The 18,607-nt window shown below is 64.0% G+C and carries 20 protein-coding genes; 12 read left to right on the top strand and 8 right to left on the bottom strand.

The genetic code is table 11. The features are described 5' to 3' along the window. The first annotated feature begins 26 nt into the window (after window positions 1-26). The 3 genes from ACVOLJ_RS13685 (at window position 27) to ACVOLJ_RS13675 (ending at window position 2,592) form a co-directional block, all read left to right on the top strand. Window positions 27-1,268: a hypothetical protein gene (locus ACVOLJ_RS13685; protein WP_481564356.1), complete on the top strand. Its 1,242-nt coding sequence runs from the start codon at window positions 27-29 to the stop codon at window positions 1,266-1,268. Window positions 1,269-1,429: 161 nt separating this feature from the next. Further along, entirely contained in the window at window positions 1,430-1,765 is a 336-nt protein-coding gene (locus ACVOLJ_RS13680; protein ID WP_481564355.1) for a hypothetical protein, read from the top strand. Continuing rightward, entirely contained in the window at window positions 1,762-2,592 is an 831-nt protein-coding gene (locus ACVOLJ_RS13675) for a zeta toxin family protein (RefSeq protein ID WP_481564354.1), read from the top strand. The genes ACVOLJ_RS13680 and ACVOLJ_RS13675 overlap by 4 nt, the downstream gene beginning before the upstream one ends. Here ACVOLJ_RS13675 and ACVOLJ_RS13670 read toward each other — a convergent pair. From ACVOLJ_RS13670 to ACVOLJ_RS13660, 3 genes are all read right to left on the bottom strand, one after another. Beyond that, window positions 2,581-3,081 (bottom strand): hypothetical protein, encoded by a 501-nt coding sequence (locus tag ACVOLJ_RS13670; RefSeq protein ID WP_481564353.1) that lies wholly within the window; start codon window positions 3,079-3,081, stop codon window positions 2,581-2,583. The two genes, ACVOLJ_RS13675 and ACVOLJ_RS13670, sit on opposite strands and share 12 nt — an antisense overlap. A gap of 92 nt (window positions 3,082-3,173) precedes the next feature. Then, complete coding sequence (locus ACVOLJ_RS13665; RefSeq protein ID WP_475279665.1) at window positions 3,174-3,761, bottom strand: TetR/AcrR family transcriptional regulator; 588 nt, start codon at window positions 3,759-3,761, stop codon at window positions 3,174-3,176. A gap of 75 nt (window positions 3,762-3,836) precedes the next feature. Continuing rightward, window positions 3,837-4,790, bottom strand: coding sequence for an AraC family transcriptional regulator (locus ACVOLJ_RS13660; RefSeq protein ID WP_481564352.1), 954 nt, complete (start codon window positions 4,788-4,790; stop codon window positions 3,837-3,839). Window positions 4,791-4,891: 101 nt separating this feature from the next. On the opposite strand from ACVOLJ_RS13660, the gene ACVOLJ_RS13655 reads away from it, so the two are divergent. After that, window positions 4,892-5,731: an oxidoreductase gene (locus tag ACVOLJ_RS13655; RefSeq protein ID WP_481564351.1), complete on the top strand. Its 840-nt coding sequence runs from the start codon at window positions 4,892-4,894 to the stop codon at window positions 5,729-5,731. 92 nt (window positions 5,732-5,823) lie between these two features. Here the strand turns inward: ACVOLJ_RS13655 and ACVOLJ_RS13650 are convergent, their stop codons facing one another. Continuing rightward, window positions 5,824-7,593: an oleate hydratase gene (locus ACVOLJ_RS13650; RefSeq protein WP_481564350.1), complete on the bottom strand. Its 1,770-nt coding sequence runs from the start codon at window positions 7,591-7,593 to the stop codon at window positions 5,824-5,826. Window positions 7,594-7,689: 96 nt separating this feature from the next. Beyond that, a complete protein-coding gene (locus ACVOLJ_RS13645) occupies window positions 7,690-8,214 on the bottom strand; it encodes an N-acetyltransferase family protein (protein ID WP_475279661.1) in 525 nt (174 codons plus the stop codon). 313 nt (window positions 8,215-8,527) lie between these two features. On the opposite strand from ACVOLJ_RS13645, the gene ACVOLJ_RS13640 reads away from it, so the two are divergent. From ACVOLJ_RS13640 to ACVOLJ_RS13625, 4 genes are all read left to right on the top strand, one after another. Further along, entirely contained in the window at window positions 8,528-8,983 is a 456-nt protein-coding gene (locus tag ACVOLJ_RS13640) for an SRPBCC family protein (RefSeq protein WP_481564349.1), read from the top strand. 8 nt (window positions 8,984-8,991) lie between these two features. Further along, window positions 8,992-9,306 carry an ArsR/SmtB family transcription factor gene (locus ACVOLJ_RS13635; RefSeq protein ID WP_099783727.1) on the top strand — a complete coding sequence of 105 codons (315 nt, stop codon included), beginning with the start codon at window positions 8,992-8,994 and terminating at the stop codon, window positions 9,304-9,306. Window positions 9,307-9,308: 2 nt separating this feature from the next. Continuing rightward, window positions 9,309-9,767: an SRPBCC family protein gene (locus ACVOLJ_RS13630; protein WP_481564348.1), complete on the top strand. Its 459-nt coding sequence runs from the start codon at window positions 9,309-9,311 to the stop codon at window positions 9,765-9,767. Window positions 9,768-9,979: 212 nt separating this feature from the next. Next, entirely contained in the window at window positions 9,980-10,378 is a 399-nt protein-coding gene (locus ACVOLJ_RS13625) for a chemotaxis protein CheW (protein WP_481564347.1), read from the top strand. 63 nt (window positions 10,379-10,441) lie between these two features. On the opposite strand, the gene ACVOLJ_RS13620 is transcribed toward ACVOLJ_RS13625, so the two are convergent. Then, window positions 10,442-11,224 (bottom strand): 3-hydroxybutyrate dehydrogenase, encoded by a 783-nt coding sequence (locus ACVOLJ_RS13620; protein ID WP_481564346.1) that lies wholly within the window; start codon window positions 11,222-11,224, stop codon window positions 10,442-10,444. A 251-nt stretch (window positions 11,225-11,475) separates the two neighbouring features. Here ACVOLJ_RS13620 and ACVOLJ_RS13615 point away from each other — a divergent pair, with 251 nt between their 5' ends. Both ACVOLJ_RS13615 and ACVOLJ_RS13610 read left to right on the top strand, forming a co-directional pair. Then, window positions 11,476-12,144 (top strand): hypothetical protein, encoded by a 669-nt coding sequence (locus ACVOLJ_RS13615; protein WP_481564345.1) that lies wholly within the window; start codon window positions 11,476-11,478, stop codon window positions 12,142-12,144. Next, on the top strand, window positions 12,137-13,540 hold the full coding sequence (locus ACVOLJ_RS13610) for a hypothetical protein (RefSeq protein WP_481564344.1): 1,404 nt from the start codon (window positions 12,137-12,139) through the stop codon (window positions 13,538-13,540). The genes ACVOLJ_RS13615 and ACVOLJ_RS13610 overlap by 8 nt, the downstream gene beginning before the upstream one ends. Window positions 13,541-13,645: 105 nt before the next feature. On the opposite strand, the gene ACVOLJ_RS13605 is transcribed toward ACVOLJ_RS13610, so the two are convergent. Beyond that, a complete protein-coding gene (locus ACVOLJ_RS13605; RefSeq protein WP_481564343.1) occupies window positions 13,646-14,485 on the bottom strand; it encodes a type 1 glutamine amidotransferase domain-containing protein in 840 nt (279 codons plus the stop codon). 97 nt (window positions 14,486-14,582) lie between these two features. Here ACVOLJ_RS13605 and ACVOLJ_RS13600 point away from each other — a divergent pair, with 97 nt between their 5' ends. Next, complete coding sequence (locus ACVOLJ_RS13600; protein ID WP_481564342.1) at window positions 14,583-15,506, top strand: LysR family transcriptional regulator; 924 nt, start codon at window positions 14,583-14,585, stop codon at window positions 15,504-15,506. 8 nt (window positions 15,507-15,514) lie between these two features. Here the strand turns inward: ACVOLJ_RS13600 and ACVOLJ_RS13595 are convergent, their stop codons facing one another. Beyond that, window positions 15,515-17,131: an MFS transporter gene (locus ACVOLJ_RS13595; protein WP_481564341.1), complete on the bottom strand. Its 1,617-nt coding sequence runs from the start codon at window positions 17,129-17,131 to the stop codon at window positions 15,515-15,517. Window positions 17,132-17,178: 47 nt separating this feature from the next. On the opposite strand from ACVOLJ_RS13595, the gene ACVOLJ_RS13590 reads away from it, so the two are divergent. Beyond that, window positions 17,179-18,060 carry a LysR family transcriptional regulator gene (locus ACVOLJ_RS13590; protein ID WP_481564340.1) on the top strand — a complete coding sequence of 294 codons (882 nt, stop codon included), beginning with the start codon at window positions 17,179-17,181 and terminating at the stop codon, window positions 18,058-18,060. Window positions 18,061-18,607: the final 547 nt, after the last annotated feature.

The following is an 18,607-nucleotide window of genomic DNA, read 5'->3' as shown; positions in this document are numbered from 1 at the left end:
TGCCCCAGCCTGCCGATGGAACGGTGATGACTGCCACCCCGTACAGGAACTACCGTTTCGGCATCGGCATTTCGCTGCTGCTGGCCAGCGTCATCGCCGCGCTCAGCCTGGTCGCGGTCTGCACCCCGAATCTCGGCTGGGGCGTGGTCGCGCTGGCCACCCTCGCACTTTGGGTAGGCGTGCCACTGCTGCTACTGCTGGTGCTGGCCTGGGCCCGCTACATGGTGCGCGAGCGCGGGCGTTTGCCTGGCCGCGTGCATGCCGTGCTGTTGCTGCCTACTGCGGCCGCGATGCTCATCGTGCCGGTGGGGCAAGCGCGGCGCAGCACAGTGGATACCGCCATCGGCGGCTCGCGCGCAGCCATCGCCGAAACCCATATCAACCTCAGCGGCAACGCACTGTGGCTGGATACCTCGCCCTATGCCTCTACCTATTCCGGCGCCGGCCCCGACCTGCCCATGGATTGGCAGGTACCGGAGCACTTTGTGGCCTTCCACCGCTACCCGAACGCGCAGTCCGATGCAGACACTGCGTTCCCCTACGACAACGCCCGGCTGAAGCCAGGCGTCGACCAGTACCGCTACGGCGCTCCGCCCGGCGGCAGCGGCACGCCCCTGCCGCTGCATCGCCAGCCCTACCCCGATACCGCCGCGCTTACCCGCGTGTGGGGCACATCGGGCGGCCCAGGCATCGTGCACCTGTACTACCACTATGCCGACCACGTCGAGGTCGCACCCGCACTGGCACGGCTGGCCGGCGCCACCGAATACGAGCTCGAGCGCAGCCGCGTGGAAGGGCTGGTGCAGTTCAAGACGCACAACTACGGCACCGCGCCGATCGTGCGCCTGGAAATCGATGGTGTGGCGCTGGACATAGGCGATGAGGCGATCGCGCCCATTCCCCCGCCCCCGGCCGCGTGCACTGCAACCAACCACACCACCGGTGTTGCACTGTTGAATCTCGACCGGCCGCTGCAGGTCCGTTGGCAGACCACCGCTGACCCGCAGAAATGGCACCGCGCGCGCGTGCAGGTTCCCGCATTCCGCCAGCCGTTCCTGCTGGACGGGCAATCGACCCTGCTGCGCGTGCTGCTGTATGTACTGCCCGACGGCACATTGGCCGCCGAGCGCTACGTTGAAGTGTCCGCCGGCAATGCGCGGCGTGGCATCAGAGCGACTGGCCTGCCCGCAAGCGCAGCGACACATGCGACCTGCGGCAGCGCCTATGCGATCTACGGTGAAGATGCACCGACACCGCTGGCGGACTGAGCCTGGTGCGCGCTGCTGAACCGTCGCGATCAATCGGCTAAACCGCGAACGCGCAGTCTTCACGGCCAAACTGCCGAAGTTGGCGCATTCAACCTCGCGGGACGCTACAGCCTGGTGTAGGTTGAGTATGAATCCCGTTGTCTGGAAATGGACCTCCTCCAATGCGCAGTCCTCCTCTGCCCGCCTACATCCGGGACCTGCTGGACCGTTATCCAGCCCTCATCGAAGAGCTCGAGCACGGTTTGGCCACCGTGGTGAACCAGCCCGCTCACAGCACGCCGCTATTTGAAGTTGCTGTCTGGGTGCTGGAATCCAAGTTGGCAAACTTCATCACCCGTGCCCGCATCCGGCTGGAGCAGGTCCAAGCCGATGGCGACACCGCGATCGTCCAGGCAGCGGAGCAGCAACTCCTGCTGATGCAGCATGCGCACTCGCGCAATGGCGGCCTGCACAATCTGGATGAACTGTGGGCTCATTTCAACGGGAGCCGGTCATGACCGACGTAGTCGCCTACCAGCTTGAGCCCGTCGAGCATGGAAGGATCTTCAGGAACCACATCCTGGGTGTGGCCGACCTCGTCGCCTTCCATCAACACACCCATCCGGCGGCCATCGTGCTGGTCCGGCCGCCGGGCACATCGAGCCATGGGCTTGTACATCTGGCCAAGCGTGAGCTGCATTACGATGTCCTCACCGTTTCCGATGAGGAACTGGTCGAATACCACCCGCAGAGTGCTGCGATGCGCGAGCGACATCCCTACACCTGGGCGGAGAAGGTGCGCGCCGATGCAGTGTATTGGGCCAATGACCTGATCTCGGCAGGCGTGCAGGAGCGGATCAACCTGCTGGTCGACATGCCAACGGAAACGACCAACCTGGATCGTCTTGTCGAGCACCTGTTCAACCATCGCTACCGAATAGAGATCCGCTGCTTGGTCGTGCATCCATTGCAGGCCGAGCTCGCAATGCAGCAACGGTTCGCGCGCTCCTTCGAACTCAACGGCTGCGGACGCCATATGCGTCCTGAGTTGTGCAAGCCGATCGACGCTCTGCTTCCCGAAAAGCTGGATGGCATCTACGCGGAGCCACGTGTTGCCATCCGCATGTTCGACTGGAAGGGAACCCCCTTGTACGACAGCCGCGAGCAGGGCCGTCTGCCAAGCAAAGCGTTGGCCCTCCTAGGCGATCAGCAGATGAAGGACCCGGTGACCACCAAGGCAACCCGGGACGGTTGGGACGCACATATGCGTTGGGAGCGTGACCTGCCAAAGCTTCTTGACCGGATGGTCGGCCAGGACGGGACGGTAATGGACTCAGCGGGCTGAGTGGTTGCGCTGCGCGTGGATCATCCAGCACTGCGCCACAAACCCGATCACGAATACCACCGCACACCCCAGCAACGTCTGCAGGATCACCGGTGCCAGCGGCGCCGCCGCAATAGGGTGCGCCACCGGCAACCGTGTCAGCGTTTCATTCACCCCGGGCACCAGCGACAGCAGGAAGCTGAAAGACAACGCGAACGTCGACAGATACGGCGCCACACGGCCGAGGAAACGCAGTCGTGCCGCCAGCATCCCGCCGAACGCAATCAGCAGGATCACCACCCCAAAGGCGTGGCCAGGATTGAGCCCGCCGGTGCTGGAAACGGTGAATGACGTGGCCACTGAAAGCACCAATCCGAGCAGATAGAGCTTGCCTGCGCGCGTTGCCGGATCGATGGCGCGATACCGGATGAAACCGTACAGGCCGGCAGCGACGGGGATCAGGCTGATTGCGGTATGCGCAATGCCCAGGAGAGAAAGCGGGTGACTCATGGCAACCTCTGCTGAAGTGAATGAACCTACTAGTTGGTAGGCTGAAATGACAAAGAAAAGGCCCGCGCTGCCGCAGGCCCACCACACACCATTCAGGCGTTCGCGCTGACCCGTGCGAGCGCCAATCGAGCCAGCACCGCGAATGTCGCCGGATCACCAAAGCCACGCGCCGCCAGCATCGCACCATGTACCGAAGACATGAACGCCCTGGCCTCGTCGGCCGCGGCGCCCTGCAGCCGCAACTGTCCCTGCGCTGCGCCCTTTTCCAGCGTGATCGTCAGCCAGCCACTCAGATCCTCGAAGTGCCCGCGCACTTCCTCGGCAATTTCAGCCGGGATCATCGGCGCTTCCGCTGCCAGCATCGCGCAGATGCAGAACGACGAGGTGCCGCCGGCAATGCAGCTGGACCAGTAATCCACGTAGGCGTTGAGCGCCAGCAACGGATCGCCCAGCTGCCGGTCCAGCAGCGCCAGGCCCTCGCGCGCCTCGGCGCGATACAGCTCCACCACCGTGCGGACCAGATCGGCCTTGCTGGGAAAATGATGATGGATGCTGGCCTTGCTGATGCTCACCCGGGCCGACACGTCGGCGTAGCTGAAACCGTTGTAGCCACCAGCTTCCAGCAACGAACGGGCGTGGGCCAGGATCTCAAGGGCCTTGGGGGAGAGCGACGCTTTCATGGGGTGCAAACCTACTAGTAGGTAGATTGCCTGTCAACCCCGCACCCGCCGGGCATGGCCCGGCGAGCGCAGCGGTCAGTGCGAAGACACGAACACCGCATCGGCCGGCGCCGGCGGCAACGCAAAACTCCGCCGCATGCGCGCCACTTCGGCCGCCGGCGGCAACCCGAACAAGCGCTTGAACTCCCGATTGAACTGCGACGGGCTGGCATACCCCACTGCCAGCGAAGCGGCTTCAGCCGTCATGCCCTGCCGCACCATCAGCAACCGCGCCTGGTGCAGCCGCGTGGACTTCACGTACTGCATCGGCGTGGTACCGGTAATGCGGCGGAAGTGCTCGTGGAACGCCGCCACGCTCATCCCCGCCTCCACCGCCAGCCCGTCCACATCCAGCGCCGTCGGATAGGCCGCATGGATATGCCGCAACACCTTGCCGATGCGGCCGAACTGCCCGCGCATCGCCAGTGCCTCGCGCATCACCCCGCCCTGGGCACCGGTCAGCACCCGGAAGTACAGCTCGCGCACCAATGCCGGGCCCAGCACCGCCGCTTCCAGCGGATCGGCCAGCGCCTCCAGCAACCGCAGCACGGTGGCCTGCATCGCGCCCTGCATCGGGCTGGACACCATGCTCTGTGCCGGCGCCTCGGTACTGGCCGCGCGCTCGCCCAGTTCAATCAGCAGATCCGCCGCCACCTGCAGATCCAGATGCAGGTAGATCGCCAGCAGCGGCGCTTCTGGCGTGGCCTCGGTTTCCATGGTGAACGGCACCGGCACCGACACCGCCAAGTAGTGCTGCGCGTCGTACTGGTAGACCTGGTCGCCCAGGTAACCGCGCTTCACGCCTTGGCAGACGATCACGATGCCCGGGTCGTACAGCACCGGCGTGCGCGCCAGCGGCCGGTTCGAACGCAGCAGCCGCACACCGGGCACGGCCGTCAGCGTGTAACCCTCCTCCACAGCCAGCGCCTGCAGCAGGCCGACCATGCGGGCCTGGGTGGGATGTTGCAGCGGATCATCGGGCGATCGCATCAGCCAACCAACAGGAATAGGCAAGAATGGCCGAAGCTTAGGCCTGGGCGCCCCCGCACTCAATCACTAATGTGCAAGACCCCAACGACGAGCGCTCGCCCATGACCGTATCCCGCCTCCTCCTCATCACCGGCGTCAGCAGCGGCTTCGGTCGCGCCCTGGCCCAGCAGGCGCTGCTGGCCGGCCACCGCGTGGTCGGCACCGTGCGCAGCGAACCGGCCCGCCAGCAATTCGAAGCCCTGGCCCCCGGCCGCGCCGTCGGCCGCCTGCTGGACGTCACCGACGCCGCCGCCATCGATGCACTGGTCGCCAGCGTCGAAGCCGACATCGGCGCCATCGACGTACTGGTCAACAACGCCGGCTATGGCCACGAAGGCATCCTCGAAGAATCCACGCTGGACGAGCTGCGCCATCAGTTCGAAGTAAACGTGTTCGGCCCCGCCGCGCTGATCAAGGCCGTGCTGCCGCACATGCGCGCGCGCCGCCGTGGCCACATCCTCAATATCACCTCCATGGGCGGCTTCATCACCCTGCCCGGCATCGCCTGGTACTGCGGCAGCAAGTTCGCGCTGGAAGGCATCAGCGAAGTGCTGGGCGAGGAAGTGGCACCGTTCGGTATCCACGTCACTGCCGTAGCGCCCGGTTCATTCCGCACTGACTGGGCCGGCCGTTCGATGGTGCGTGCCGCGCGCAGCATCCACGACTACGACGCACTGTTCGACCCCATCCGCAGCGCGCGCGAACAGAAGAGCGGCCACCAGCTGGGCGACCCGATCAAGGCCGCGCAGGCCATGCTGCAGGTGATCGACAACCCCAACCCACCCACGCATCTGCTGTTGGGCAGCGACGCCCTGCACCTGGTACGCGGCAAGCTGGCCGCCATGACCGAACGCATCGATGCCTGGGAAAACCTCAGCCGCTCCACCGACAGCGCGGCGTAGTTCCAGACGGTAGCGCCGGTCCATGCCCGGCGAGCGAAGCGGCGCCGAAAGAAGCCGCCGGGCATCGCCCGGCGCCCCCACACCCCGCTCGCTCAGTCGTCCTGCACCAGCTTGAACTCGCGCAACAGCCCACCAATCTGGGTCTTGTCCAGCTTGTTCATCAGCAGGTTGCGCAGGAACGCCGGCCCGGGAATGTCCAGCTCCTTGCCATCGCGAAGTCGACCGGTCGCCGCCAGCAACGTGCGCACGTCATAGGTGGAATTGAACACCTCCGGCACGCCGCGCTCGATGCCCAGCAGCGTGTACACCGCCTCCATCGGCGTGCGCACCGAATACTCGGTGGTGAAGATGCAGTCGCGCTGCTTCGATTCGGCGAACTGGCCGATGAAGGCAAAGTTCACCGCCGCTTCCGGCACAACATCCGGGCGGTCACCGGCCTGGCGCGGCATGAAGAACGCAGTGATGTACGGCATCATCACCGGTACCGTCTTCGCCCCGGTCGCAGCCAGTTCATCGATCTCCTCCACCGGCACACCCAGGTGGTACAGCCACTCGCGGGTGATCTCCTCACCCGTACAGTCCTGCATCGGTTTCTTGATGTAGTCGCCCGGCGTATCCACGAACAGCGAATACACCCAGACCACGATCTGGTCCTTCGGCTGGTTCTTGAAGTGCGGCTGCCGGTTCACCGTCCAGCTCATCAACCAGCGTGAATCGCGCACGCTCACGATGCCGCCGGTCACCACCTTGCCGCTGAACGGGTCACGCTTGGCGATCTTCTCGATGTACGCCGGAATACGTGGGTCCAGCGTGGTCACCGTCGCCGACTCCCACTTGGTTTCGGCAATATGCGCACCGAATACATCCGGGCGCCCGAATGCCGTGTCCTTCGCCGCGATGCGCCGCCACAGGTCCCACGCCGGTGCCGGTCCTTCATTCAAGCGCGCTGCGGTGTGGTGGTCGCCGTTGTCGGAATTCTCGGTCAGCGAGCCGATCGTCATGAACAGCAGATCGTCCGCGCCCAGGTCCACCCCGCCGGCCTGACCATCCCGCGTCCAGTGGATGCGCGTGGCCTGCTTGCGCCCTTGCTGCAGATCGAAGTCCACATCGGTCACTTCGGTGCCGTACTGGAACCGCACGCCATGTTCCTGCAGCCACTTCACCAGCGGCAGCACCAGCGATTCGTACTGGTTGTACTTGGTGAACTTCAGCGCAGAGAAATCCGGCAGTCCACCGATATGGTGGATGAAGCGATGCAGGTACAGCTTCATCTCCAGCGCCGAGTGCCATTCCTCGAACGCGAACATCGTGCGCCAGTACAGCCAGAAATTGCTGTCGAGGAAATCGCGGCCCAGCACCTCGTTGATGCGCTTGTTCTCCATCTCCTGCCGGGTCGCCAGGAACAGCGCGATGATGTCCTTCTGCGCCTGCTCGCTCAGGGTGAACAGGCCGTCGGTATGTGCATCTTCGCCACGGTTGACCGTGGCACGCTGCAGCGAATAGTTCGGGTCATCCTTGTTGAGCCAATAGAACTCGTCCAGCACGCTGGCATCGTCGATTTCCAGCGAGGGAATCGAACGGAACAGATCCCACAGGCACTCGAAGTGGTCTTCCATCTCGCGGCCACCGCGGATCACGAAACCCTTCTCCGGCACCTTCAGGCCATCGAGCGCGCCGCCGGCAATCTGCTGCTGCTCAAGGATGGTGATGCGCTCACCGGGCATGCGCCCATCGCGTACCAGAAACGCCGCACCCGCCAGCGAGGCTAACCCCGAACCCACGAACCAGGCGGTCTTGTTGTCCACGCCTGCCGGCTTGCGCGGACGGGCGAAGGCTTCATAGTTCCCACTGCTGTAGTACATGCGCGTCTCCTTCCTGGATGGGGTATGCCTCCACTCTAGCGCTGAACCGGTGTGCTGCATGCTGCAGCAAGGCTGCGACGCAGTGACGCAGCTACCTCACAGTCGGCGCCCCAACACCTGCCCCGGCCAGCCATCCACATTGAAGGTCGACAGTCTCTCGTAGCCACACGATTCGTAGAAGCGCACCAGCTCGCCGCTGCCACCGCCATAGCAATCCACGCGCAGGTAATCCAGTCCCGCAGCGCGCGCCTGCTCGTCGGCAAACGCCATCAGGCGGCGGCCGATCCCGCGCACACGTGCATCGCGCGAAGCTATCAGCACGCGTACGTAGAGCTCCGGTTCGGCTGCCGCAGGCACGTAAGGCATGGCCTCACCCAGCGCCAGGAACGCACGCACCTCGCCCTGCTCGGATTCGGCCACCCACGCACCCGGCAACGCACACGCATCGGTCACCTGGGTAATGCGGCGTGGAATCGACGACCACGCCTCCGTGCCCCATTGCTGCGGGTTGCCGATGGCCACGAACCACGCAATCACCTCATCGAACAAGCCCAGCACCGCAGGCGCATCGGCCACGCTGGCCCGACGGATCGTCAGCGCCTGTTTTCCTGCATCAGTCACGCGTAGTGCTCCTTTCATTCAACACGCCCGAACGGCGGGTAATGCCGGCCGCTGGCCGGCAACTGCAATCACCCAGCTCCGCCCAGAATGCCGCTCCGCAACCGCCACCACCACGGCCAAAAGTCCATTGCGCCGCATTGACCGGTAGTGCCGGCCGCTGGCCGGCAACTGCATCCACCCACATCCACCAGGATGCCGGCCAGCCGCCGCCCCCCGTTTGAAGATCCATGGCTCGCAGTTGACATGCAGGCATTTACCTGCCTATTCTCACCCCACGGACGGCACCCCGCCGCCCACCGTGGAGCCTGCAGTCATGGTGGATATCGCACACAGAGTCGGCATCAAAGCCCCATTGGCCCAGGTCTACCAGGCCCTGGCCACCCCCGAAGGCGTCGCTGCCTGGTGGACCGAAGACACCGCCGGCGAGCGCCACGTCGGCGGCACCCTTACCGCCCGCTTCAGCGCCAACGGCGTGGAAATCGGCGCCATGCAGATGAAGCTGCTGCAGTTGCAGCCCGACGAACGCGTCCTGTGGGAATTCGTCGCCGGCCCACCGGAATGGATCGGCACCACCGCGCGCTTTGCCCTGCACCAGGACGGCGACTACTGCATCGTGCTGTTCAGCCATGAAGGCTGGAAGGAACGCGTGGAATTCATGCAGCACTGCAGCACCAAGTGGGCCATCTTCCTGATGAGCCTGAAGGCCCTGCTGGAAACCGGGCGCGGCCAGCCCAGCCCGCACGACGTCAAGATCGACAACTGGAACTGAAGGTCCCCATGGATGCAGACAAGGTGTTCAAGGCACTGGCCGACCCCACGCGCCGCACGCTGCTGGACCTGCTGTGCGCGCGCAACGGGCAGACGCTGGGGCAGCTCTGCGAGCACCTGCAGATGGCCCGGCAATCGGTCACCCAGCACCTGGGCCTGCTGGAAGACGCCAACCTGATCAGCACGGTCAGGCGTGGTCGCGAGAAGCTGCATTTCATCAACCCGGTGCCGCTGCACGATGTCTATACGCGCTGGGTCAGCAAGTTCGAACAGCAGCGCCTGAGCCTGCTGCATGACCTCAAACAGGAACTGGAAGGAGAATGACGATGACCGCTGAATCCACCCGTTTCATCCACGTGATCTACATCGCAAGCACACCGCAGAAAGTGTTCGAGGCGATCACCCGCCCGGAGATCGCCCGCACCTATTGGGGTCATGAAAACGTGTCGGACTGGCAGCCTGGCTCGCGCTGGCAGCACGTGCGCGCCAACGACGAACGCAAGGTCGAACTGGTCGGCGAGGTTCTCGAAAGCACCCCACCCTCCCGGTTGGTGATCACCTGGGCGGGCGCCTCGCAGGCCGACAACCCCAAGGCCTACAGCCGGGTGACGTTCGAGATCGTGCCGTACCAGGACATGGTCAAGCTGACCGTGACCCATGACCAGCTGGAACCGGGCAGCGGCATGGACACCGGCATCCGCCAAGGCTGGCCGATCGTGCTGTCCAGCCTGAAATCGCTGCTGGAAACCGGCAAGGGCCTGGACGTCTTCGCCAAGCCAAAGTAGTGCCAGCCCAAGGCTGGCAACCCCCAATCCCGCCGAACCCGTGAAGGGCCCTTGATTCCGCTGAACGACACATGCAACGCGTGCTGGCCGCTCACCCGTCAAGTACGCGTTACATCACATCAACACGGCATCATTGCGTCGCAGTCTAAATACCCTTCCACAGGTTCCTCTTGCAGCCCACGTCCTCTTCGGCCGGTGAACCGGCCCCGTCGTTGCCCGCCTTTATTGAAGTTGTTGTAGTGCGGGTTGGTAGCCATCTGTTTGCCATCGATGTCGAAGCCGCGGTTGAAATCCGCGGCCCGGAGACCTTTGACCGCCCCGGCAGCGGCGCGCGCCCGCACCTCACCGTGCGTGGCCACGCCGTGCCGGTGGTCGACCTCTGCCAGGCTGTCGGGCTGACCGCGTTCGCTCACGACTGCCCGGCCATGTTGCTGGTGCAGGCCGGCCCGGACCTTGTCGCCCTGGCGGTTGATGAAGTGCAGGACATCGAAAGCGTGCCACGCCAGCAGGTGCAGCCCGCTACGGATAGCCCGTTCGGGTTCTGCAGCCACAACGTCGCGCTGGGCGCCCTCGGCGAGATTCCCCTGATTGATCCCGCCCGGCTTCGGTAACGCGGGCGCTACCGCACCGACCTGCCGGTAGCGCCGGGCCATGCCCGGCGAGCGGCCGACCAACTACCGGGCGGTCCAGCCACCATCCACCGGAAGGGCGGTGCCGGTAATCTGCGCCGCAGCATCCGAGGCCAGGAAGACCACCATCTCCCCCAACTGCTCCGGCGTAACGAACTGCAACGACGGCTGCTTCTCGGCCAGCAACGCGCGGGCGGCGGACTCCTGATCCGTCCCCTCGCGCTCCGCCAACGCGGTGATCTGTTGCTCGACCAGCGCCGTTCGCACCCAACCCGGGCAGATCGCGTTGGCGGTGATGCCGGTGCCGGCGTTCTCCAATGCGGTCACCTTGGTGAACCCCACTACGCCATGCTTCGCCGCCACATAGGCAGACTTGTTCACCGACCCAACCAGCCCATGCACCGACGCAATGTTGATCACGCGGCCGGAACCCTGCCGCTTCATGTAGGGCAAGGCCGCCGCCGTTGAGTGAAACACCGCCGACAGATTCAGTGCCAGGATCGCATCCCACTTCTCGACGGGAAATTCCTCGATCGACGCGGTGTGCTGGATGCCCGCGTTGTTCACCAGAATGTCGATGCGGCCCATCGTGGCAACGGCGTGGGCAATCATTTCCCGCACTGCCTCACCACGCGAAAGATCAGCGCCGTCATGCGCCACTCGCACGCCGAACTTGGTCTCCAGGCTGGAACGGATGCGCTCGATCTCCTGCGCGTCGCCGAAGCCATTCAGCACGATGTTGGCGCCTTGGCGCGCGAGTGCAATGGCAATGCCAAGACCGATACCGCTGGTGGAGCCGGTGACCACCGCGACTTTTCCATTCAACATGGGCGAGATTCCATCGGGCGCAGAAGCCCAGTGTAGCTGTAGATCCACGCCATGCGTGGATGCTCTTCCTCAACGCCACCGCACCCCAATGGGCCTCCCCCAGGAAGCGCGTCTCAAATACACGTATGGGTGCGGCAAGCAGCTCGTCATCAGTGAGCGTTGTCACCACAAACGCACCATCCTCTGGTCTAGACTGCCTGCACTCCACTCCGCGCGAGAAGGTGATGGACCGGTATCGAAAAGGACGACGAATGCCCCTGTCCCTGTTGACCGGGCTACTGGTGCTGGGGCTTTCGGCGTGTGCTCAGCCCTCAAAAGCCAATCAGGAGAAGGCCGTGCAGGACGTAGCATCGACTGATATCCAACGTGAACAGGACAAGGCCGCTGCAATTGCCGACGCCGCGATTCCCGGCGAGGCACAGCCGCGACTGAAGTGGACCGGATATCCCGCGATGAAGGCTGGACCGTCGTTCAGTGCTTCTGCCTTGGTTGACCAGATCCACACATTGGCTCGCACCCTACGCAGCTACGCGGACGCAGAGCCGGGCCGCGTGCAGAAGGCGCTTGGCGTCGCACTGCCCAATGACGCCGATGGACGTCGGCGAGGCATCACGGGGACAGCCGGCAACGGAACCTATACGTGGGCAATCTGGAAGCGATCAACCTCTTCCGCAGGCAACTCCGTGCAATTGTCGCTGGAGCCACCGGACGCTTGCCTGAGCTTTGATGCACTGAAAGTTCCGCTGCTAGCTGACGGGTTCAAGATGTATGTGCCCACGTTCGGGGATGATGACCGGATCACGTTCTACAAACCCGTCGAATCATCACTGACACTCTATGTGGCTGTTTCCGTAGATCGTCGTGATGCACCAACCTGCGCAAGGACTGTCATGCTCGAGTTGGAGCCAAGCGATGATTGATCCCCGCATTGAGCGGATGATTGAAGAGACGCGCCAGCAGGCTTCGTTGACACCTGCGTCGACCCGGGATCTGCGCGAGGCGATTGAATCGTCTCCATTCCTTTCTGATCTGTTGGTCAAGGCCATCGAAGCAGATTCACTGAGGAAAATCACATTCGATCCGCCTTCCAACGAGGGTGGTCACTACGACGCCAAGCTGCGCAGTATCAGCGTCAATGCCAACATCCTGGATCGTCCACGACGCACCGAACGAATCGACCAGCTCACGTCGATTCTCGGTCACGAAACAGGCCACGCCATGATGGCGCGATCGACAGAGCTCAGTGCTTATCGGCTCTCATACGAGCTGGATCAGGCGATCAAGCAGGCAGCGGAGTATGGAGATCCTACGGTTGACGCTACCGCCACGGCCGCAACGTTCATCGCCGCGTCGCGTCGTAACGAGGGCTTTGCCGAGCTGACAGGCATGAACGCACTGGCAAGCAGAGTCGCGCATACCACGCCTCATGCGGAGCTGGGGGACGTGTTGTTGCGCCTGGACCCGACCACCCCGTGTGTGACCGACGGTAGGGCTGCTCAGGGGATTCAGTTCGACGCCCACTTCATGCAAAGGACCGAGGGAGCCGCATCCAGTCCAGCGGTGCAAGCGGTAGCGGCGTGCCAGTTCGACAAGTCAGGGAGCACGTTGGGGCAATCGGGCTCCTCGGACTACAACGCTTATTACCTGACCTATGTCGTATCGACAGGTGCTGAGTTGCTACAGAATCGCTCACAGGTATCCAGTCAGTCCGTTCCCCAGTTGGGGTTGAACATGGATGCGCTGGGTAGCTCCGCTGCCGAAATTGAGCGAGCAGGCGTTCCGCTTGGAGGCCCGGGCAGAGTCTTCGGCCTGATGGACACTTCCGCCGGCAAAAGCGTGCCGGTTGAGATCAGGCAGATTGGTACACCGCACGCGCAATCGCCTGCAATCAGCTCAGAGGTCCCTGCTGCGCAGCCAATGCTGGTCGACAATGTTGCCCATCCAGATCATCAGGACTACAGGAAGATCCACGACTGGGTGAAAGCCACCGGCAACTGGAATGAGGTTGAGAGCCGCAATGTGTCAGCTGCGCTTTTCCGGGAGCAGCTAGAGAACCCCACGATTCGACAACTTGACCAAGTGACAGGCGGCGTGGGTAAGGATGGAGCGCATAACGTGTTTGCGGTCTATGCCCCGTTCGGTGACGCGGGACCGCAGTTCCACTCGCATGTGGATGGAAAGGTTGCTTCTCAGCAGCCAGCAGCGCAGAACCTTCAACACGCTGAAGAAGTTCGACAGTCCAACCATCTTAAGTTGACTCAGGACCAGACACAGCAGCAAGAACAGACGACATCGGCGATGCGTCACATGAACTAGGCGAGTGATCGATCGCGGCAGCCTGTTGGTTTCCGCGATCGATGAGCAGACTGTACGTACCGGGCAAGATTGAGCGCCAGAAAGACATGCGCTGCAAGAACCAACTTACTTCAACCGCTCCACCAACCGCTGCCCCACCTCCAGCGCCGAAGCCGGGTTCTGCCCGGTAATCAGCTCGCGATCCACCACCACATGCCCGGTCCACGGCGTGGCATTGCTGCTGAACTTCGCACCCGCCCGCTGCAGCGCGGTCTGCGGGTAGAACTTCATCTCACCGCCGCCCAGCAGCGGCTTGGCCTGCTCTTCTTCCTGGTTGCTGATCACCGTCATCTGGTAGCCGCTGTAAATCCACTTCGGCGTGGCCGGCATCGCACCCGCGTCCAGCTTCGCCACGAAACCCGCCGCATCCGGCAGCGCGGACAGCAGCGCGATCGGCCCATGGCAGACCAGCGCCGTGGTCTTATTGCGCTGGTGGAAGTCGGCCAGCAGCCGGCCCAGCGCGGGGCTCTTCAGCAGGTCCTGCATCGGCGCGTGGCCACCGGGAATGTAGACCGCATCGAAACGCGCGTAGCCCTGCTGCTCGATGCGCGCCAGGCTGACCACCGGCGAGGCCGTCGGCGAGGTCAGCGCCAGCTTCTCCAGCAGGTCCTTGTGCAGCGTCAGCTGCGCAGCATCGTTGCTGAAGTACGCCGCCGTCACCGAGGACGCGTCCACCGTCGGCGCCCGCCCCTGCGGCGTGGCGAAGGTCACCTCGTGGCCCGCATCCAGCAGCAGCTTGACCGGCTGCATCAGCTCGTTGAGATAGAAGCCGGTGGACAGCACCTTGCCGTCCTTCAGGTCCAGGTGGTTTTCGTCGGACAGCACCACCAGCACGTTGGCGGCATGTGCGCCGCTGGTGGCCAGAGTCAGGGCCAGCGCTGCGGCCAGCCGGGTCATCAGGTTCATGGGGTAGCTCCTATCGGGGAATGGCGGCCACTTTATTCATCGCCCCAGCGGCGATAAATTGGCCCCATCGCAAAACATCTGTTCCCCGGAGAGCCAAATGAGCCGCAAGTTCGACTACCTGGGCGATGTGGAGGTGTTCCTGGCAGTGGTCGAGCACGGCTCGTTCACGGCCGGCGCAGTGGCGCTGTCCACCACGCCCTCGGTGCTGAGCCGCGCGGTCACCCGCCTGGAAGCGCGGCTGGGCCGGCAGCTGCTGCAGCGGACCACCCGCCGCGTGGGCCTGACCGACGCTGGGCGGCTCTACCGGGAACAGGTGCGTACCGCCTTCGGCCTGCTGGACGACGCCGAGCGCGACGTACTAGCCCAGGACGGTGCGCTGGCCGGCCGCGTGCGCCTGAGCGTGCCCACCACCTATGGCCACTACCGGCTACCACCCGTGCTGGCGCGCTTTGCGCAGCAGTACCCGCAGGTGCAGGTGGAACTGAACATCACCAACCGCAACGTGGACCTGGTGGCCGAAGGCTTCGACCTGGCCATCCGCCTGGGCCAGCTGCCGGACAGCGGGCTGGTGGCGCGCAAACTGGAAGACGCGCCGCTGCTGCTGGTGGCCGCGCCGGACTACCTGCAACGCCGCGGCACGCCGCAGACGCTGGACGATCTGCAGCAGCACCTGTGCCTGCCCTTCGTGATGCCACGCACCGGGCGGCTGGCGCCTTGGATCTTCCGCGACGGCGCGCGCGATGTGGACTGGCTGCCGCGTTCGTCCATCGAGACATCCGACGATGTGCTGGGCGTTGTGTCGCTGGCCGAACAGGGCATCGGCATCTGCCAGAGCTATGAGTTCATCGTGCGCGAGCGATTGCAGCGCGGGCAGCTGGTGGAAGTGCTGCCGCAGTTGCGGGGGCGCTCGCGGCCGTTCTCGGTGATCTATGCGCCGCATCGGCGGCAGTCGGCGGCGGCGCGGGCGATGATTGAGTTGCTGGTGGGCAATGCGGCGGGGGTTGAGGATCGCGTTGATTGAGGCTGCTATTACGCACGCCCTTTCACCTTGCCCAACAGCACAAACACCAGCACCGCCGTCGCTGCCGCAGCCCCCGCCAGCACAAGAAGCTGAAATCGGAATGCGCCCTCATATACATCCAATAGCAGCGACCGCCCAGCCGTCGGCAATTGCACCAGGGCATTCTGCAGGTCACTCATCGCCAACCGGTTTGATGCTGCAACCAGGTCGGCATTGGCCGTTCCCCCCGGCCCGCCATTCGGCACCGAAGCCATCAGTCCAGACAGAATGTTGGCAGACATCATGGCCCCCACCACGGCTAAGGCCATGCCGTCGCCAGCCAGGCGCACCGCATTGAAGATGCCGGCCGCCATGCCCGCGCGTTCCCTGGCAACAACGCTCACGGCCAGGCCATCCATCAACCCCCAGGGCAGGCCGATGCCAATGCCGATCACCAGCATCGCCAGCAGACGCGCGCTCTGCGCATCACCGGACAGCGTCAAACCCAACCCCGCCAGTCCGCTTGCCGCAATGGCCAAACCAATGCCAGACAGCACGCCAACGTTGATCCAGCGCGCCAGCACGCCGGCAATGAAGGGCACCACCAGCAACGGCGCAGACAGCGCAATCATCATCTGCCCGGCGGCCAGTGCGCTGTGCCCTTCCACCCCGATGAATCGGGCGGGAAGCATCACCAGCAGCACGATGTACGCGTAGGCCGGCGCAATCGCCAGCACCTGCACGCCAACAAACCGTGCATTGGCAAACAGCGAAAGGTCGAGCATGGGCTTTGCCTGGCGCCGTTCGATGATGACGAAGGCGGCCAGCAACACCACCGCGCTTATCAGGCACGCCAGCACCGATGCATGGCGCCAGCCCCGCTCGGGGCCAAGAATGATGCCGTAGGTCAGCACCGCCAGTCCGGCGGTGAAGCTGATGGCGCCGGGCCAATCCAGCCCCGTGGCGCCCGGGTCGCGTGTCTCGCGGGCGAATGCCGCAATGAGTGCCGATCCCAACAACGCGATCAGCGCCGGCAGAAAGAACACCCATTGCCACCCCAGAGTGTCAATCAGCAGCCCGGCCAGGAAGGGGCCGAATGCCGCGCCAGCGCCGAATGTCGTACCGATCAGGCTGAAGACGCGCGTGCGGGCGTGCCCGTCGAACTCCTGTGTCAGCGCCGCCATCGCGCCCGCAAAGGCCGCTGCCGCCCCCAGGCCCTGCATGAGCCGCAGGATATCCACCCAGAATACCGACGGCATCAACGGAATGGCAGCCGTTATCACCGCGAACAGCAACATGCCCGACAACCAGACCCGCTTGCGCCCATAAGTATCGGCCAGGCTGCCTGCGGCCAGTGTCGCACTGCCGTAGGTCAGGATGTACGCGTTGATGATCCAGGTCAGCTCGACCGCGCTGCCGCCGAGGGCCTGGTTGATCGAGGGTACGGCGACGGCCGGGCTGGCGATGCTCAGCGGAATGACCGCAGCGGTCAGGCAGCCGGTCACGATCAGCGGGGTCTTGCGAACCCTCGCGTCCGCCGCAGATGCGGTAGTAGTGCTCATCAAGTAGTCCGGCGTTCCCAGTGAATAATTGATGATAAGAACGAACCTTTCATGGAAAAACAGCGCGCAGATCATGATTAACATGACCGATCTGTCAGCAATCGAACGTTGAAATGGATAGCCACAGCGGCATGACCCTCTTTGTGCAGGTGGCTGAGCTGCGCAGCTTCGCCGCAGCGGGACAGCGGTTGGGCATCTCCGCATCGGCAGTCAGCAAGGGCGTGGCACGGCTGGAGCAGAAGCTGGGCGTGCGCCTGTTCCAGCGCAGCACCCGCAGCGTCAGCATCACCGCGGAAGGCGCGCTGTTCCTCGACCGTTGCCAGCGCATCCTTTCCGAGATCGCGGCGGCCGAGAACGAACTGGTCAGCACCAAGGCAGCCCCGCATGGCCGGCTGCGGGTGAGCCTGCCGCTGGTCAGCGGTTTGATGTGGCCGGTGTTGTCAGCCTTTGCCAGCTGCTACCCGCAGATCGAACTCGACCTGGATTTCAGCGACCGGCTGGTGGACCTGGTGGACGAAGGTTTCGATGCGGTGGTGCGCACGGGGGATCTGAGCGATTCCCGCCTGTTGAGCAGGCGGCTGGGGATCAGCCGCTTTGTCTGCGTGGGGGCGCCACGCTATTTCGAGCGGCACGGCACGCCCGAACGACCCGAAGACATCGCCCGGCACGCGTGCCTGCTGCATCGCATGCCAAGCACCGGCCTGCTGGAAAAATGGCAGCTGCAGCGTGGCGACGAGGACGCAGACCTGCGCCCTGCGGCGAGCATGACAAGCAATCACCTGGAGACCCTGCGGCACATGGCCATCGAGGGTCACGGCATTGCCTACCTGCCGGATTTCGCGGTCAGGCCGGCACTGGATAGCGGAGAGCTGGTGACGGTGCTGGACGAATGGACCGGTGCGTCCAGTTCCTTCTGGCTGTTGTGGCCGTCCAATCGGCAACTGTTGCCCAGGGTCCGGGCATTCGTTGATTTCATGGCTGAGCATCTGTTTCCGGAGGCAGCAGCCAGTTGATCGCCGATTCTCGCGTAACGCTCGTTGGGGACGGCGTTGGTTGAGGGTTGCGATGCTCGCTGGCGGTGTCGGGTTTGAACCAGTTTTCGGTCTTCCAGGTTGATCGAGCGCCGATGCGATCCGGTGCGGACTAAGAACTGTTGCAAAGAAGTCCGTCGCGTAATTCGCTTGTGGCATGGGCGATTGCGACGATTCGATTCGGATTCGGCAGAGCGAGTGCGCGAATGCGTCTTGCGGCGTCGCGTGCTGCACGAATGGTGCGTGCAACAATAGTTCTTCGCTCCCGGATTCCGCGATTTCTTCGCGAAATTCAATTTGCATTCGAAGCGACGGCGTAAACACCATGGCGCGCCACCGACAACGGGTGGCAACGGGTCTGCAAACCCGCGATGAGAAAAGCACCAGTTGTTTGCGCTTGCCCGTCGGCACCGTCCTTAACCGGTGCCGGCGGGCAATCCGCCGGCCTCTATGGCGGGCGGTGCGTGGGGGTCTTCGGGCCCACCGGTCTATGGTGCTATCTCATCCCGGTTTGCAGCCACGCATCGTC

This window comes from Stenotrophomonas sp. STEN046 (genome assembly GCF_056759755.1).
This window is presented reverse-complemented; position numbering and strand designations above follow the sequence as displayed.

Coding starts and splice junctions, on each gene's coding strand:
- ACVOLJ_RS13685 (WP_481564356.1), top strand. CDS start 27: ATGACTGCCACCCCGTACAGGAACTACCGTTTCGGCATCGGCATTTCG.
- ACVOLJ_RS13680 (WP_481564355.1), top strand. CDS start 1,430: ATGCGCAGTCCTCCTCTGCCCGCCTACATCCGGGACCTGCTGGACCGT.
- ACVOLJ_RS13675 (WP_481564354.1), top strand. CDS start 1,762: ATGACCGACGTAGTCGCCTACCAGCTTGAGCCCGTCGAGCATGGAAGG.
- ACVOLJ_RS13670 (WP_481564353.1), bottom strand. CDS start 3,081: ATGAGTCACCCGCTTTCTCTCCTGGGCATTGCGCATACCGCAATCAGC.
- ACVOLJ_RS13665 (WP_475279665.1), bottom strand. CDS start 3,761: ATGAAAGCGTCGCTCTCCCCCAAGGCCCTTGAGATCCTGGCCCACGCC.
- ACVOLJ_RS13660 (WP_481564352.1), bottom strand. CDS start 4,790: ATGCGATCGCCCGATGATCCGCTGCAACATCCCACCCAGGCCCGCATG.
- ACVOLJ_RS13655 (WP_481564351.1), top strand. CDS start 4,892: ATGACCGTATCCCGCCTCCTCCTCATCACCGGCGTCAGCAGCGGCTTC.
- ACVOLJ_RS13650 (WP_481564350.1), bottom strand. CDS start 7,593: ATGTACTACAGCAGTGGGAACTATGAAGCCTTCGCCCGTCCGCGCAAG.
- ACVOLJ_RS13640 (WP_481564349.1), top strand. CDS start 8,528: ATGGTGGATATCGCACACAGAGTCGGCATCAAAGCCCCATTGGCCCAG.
- ACVOLJ_RS13635 (WP_099783727.1), top strand. CDS start 8,992: ATGGATGCAGACAAGGTGTTCAAGGCACTGGCCGACCCCACGCGCCGC.
- ACVOLJ_RS13630 (WP_481564348.1), top strand. CDS start 9,309: ATGACCGCTGAATCCACCCGTTTCATCCACGTGATCTACATCGCAAGC.
- ACVOLJ_RS13620 (WP_481564346.1), bottom strand. CDS start 11,224: ATGTTGAATGGAAAAGTCGCGGTGGTCACCGGCTCCACCAGCGGTATC.
- ACVOLJ_RS13615 (WP_481564345.1), top strand. CDS start 11,476: ATGCCCCTGTCCCTGTTGACCGGGCTACTGGTGCTGGGGCTTTCGGCG.
- ACVOLJ_RS13610 (WP_481564344.1), top strand. CDS start 12,137: ATGATTGATCCCCGCATTGAGCGGATGATTGAAGAGACGCGCCAGCAG.
- ACVOLJ_RS13605 (WP_481564343.1), bottom strand. CDS start 14,485: ATGAACCTGATGACCCGGCTGGCCGCAGCGCTGGCCCTGACTCTGGCC.
- ACVOLJ_RS13600 (WP_481564342.1), top strand. CDS start 14,583: ATGAGCCGCAAGTTCGACTACCTGGGCGATGTGGAGGTGTTCCTGGCA.
- ACVOLJ_RS13595 (WP_481564341.1), bottom strand. CDS start 17,131: ATGTTAATCATGATCTGCGCGCTGTTTTTCCATGAAAGGTTCGTTCTT.
- ACVOLJ_RS13590 (WP_481564340.1), top strand. CDS start 17,179: ATGACCCTCTTTGTGCAGGTGGCTGAGCTGCGCAGCTTCGCCGCAGCG.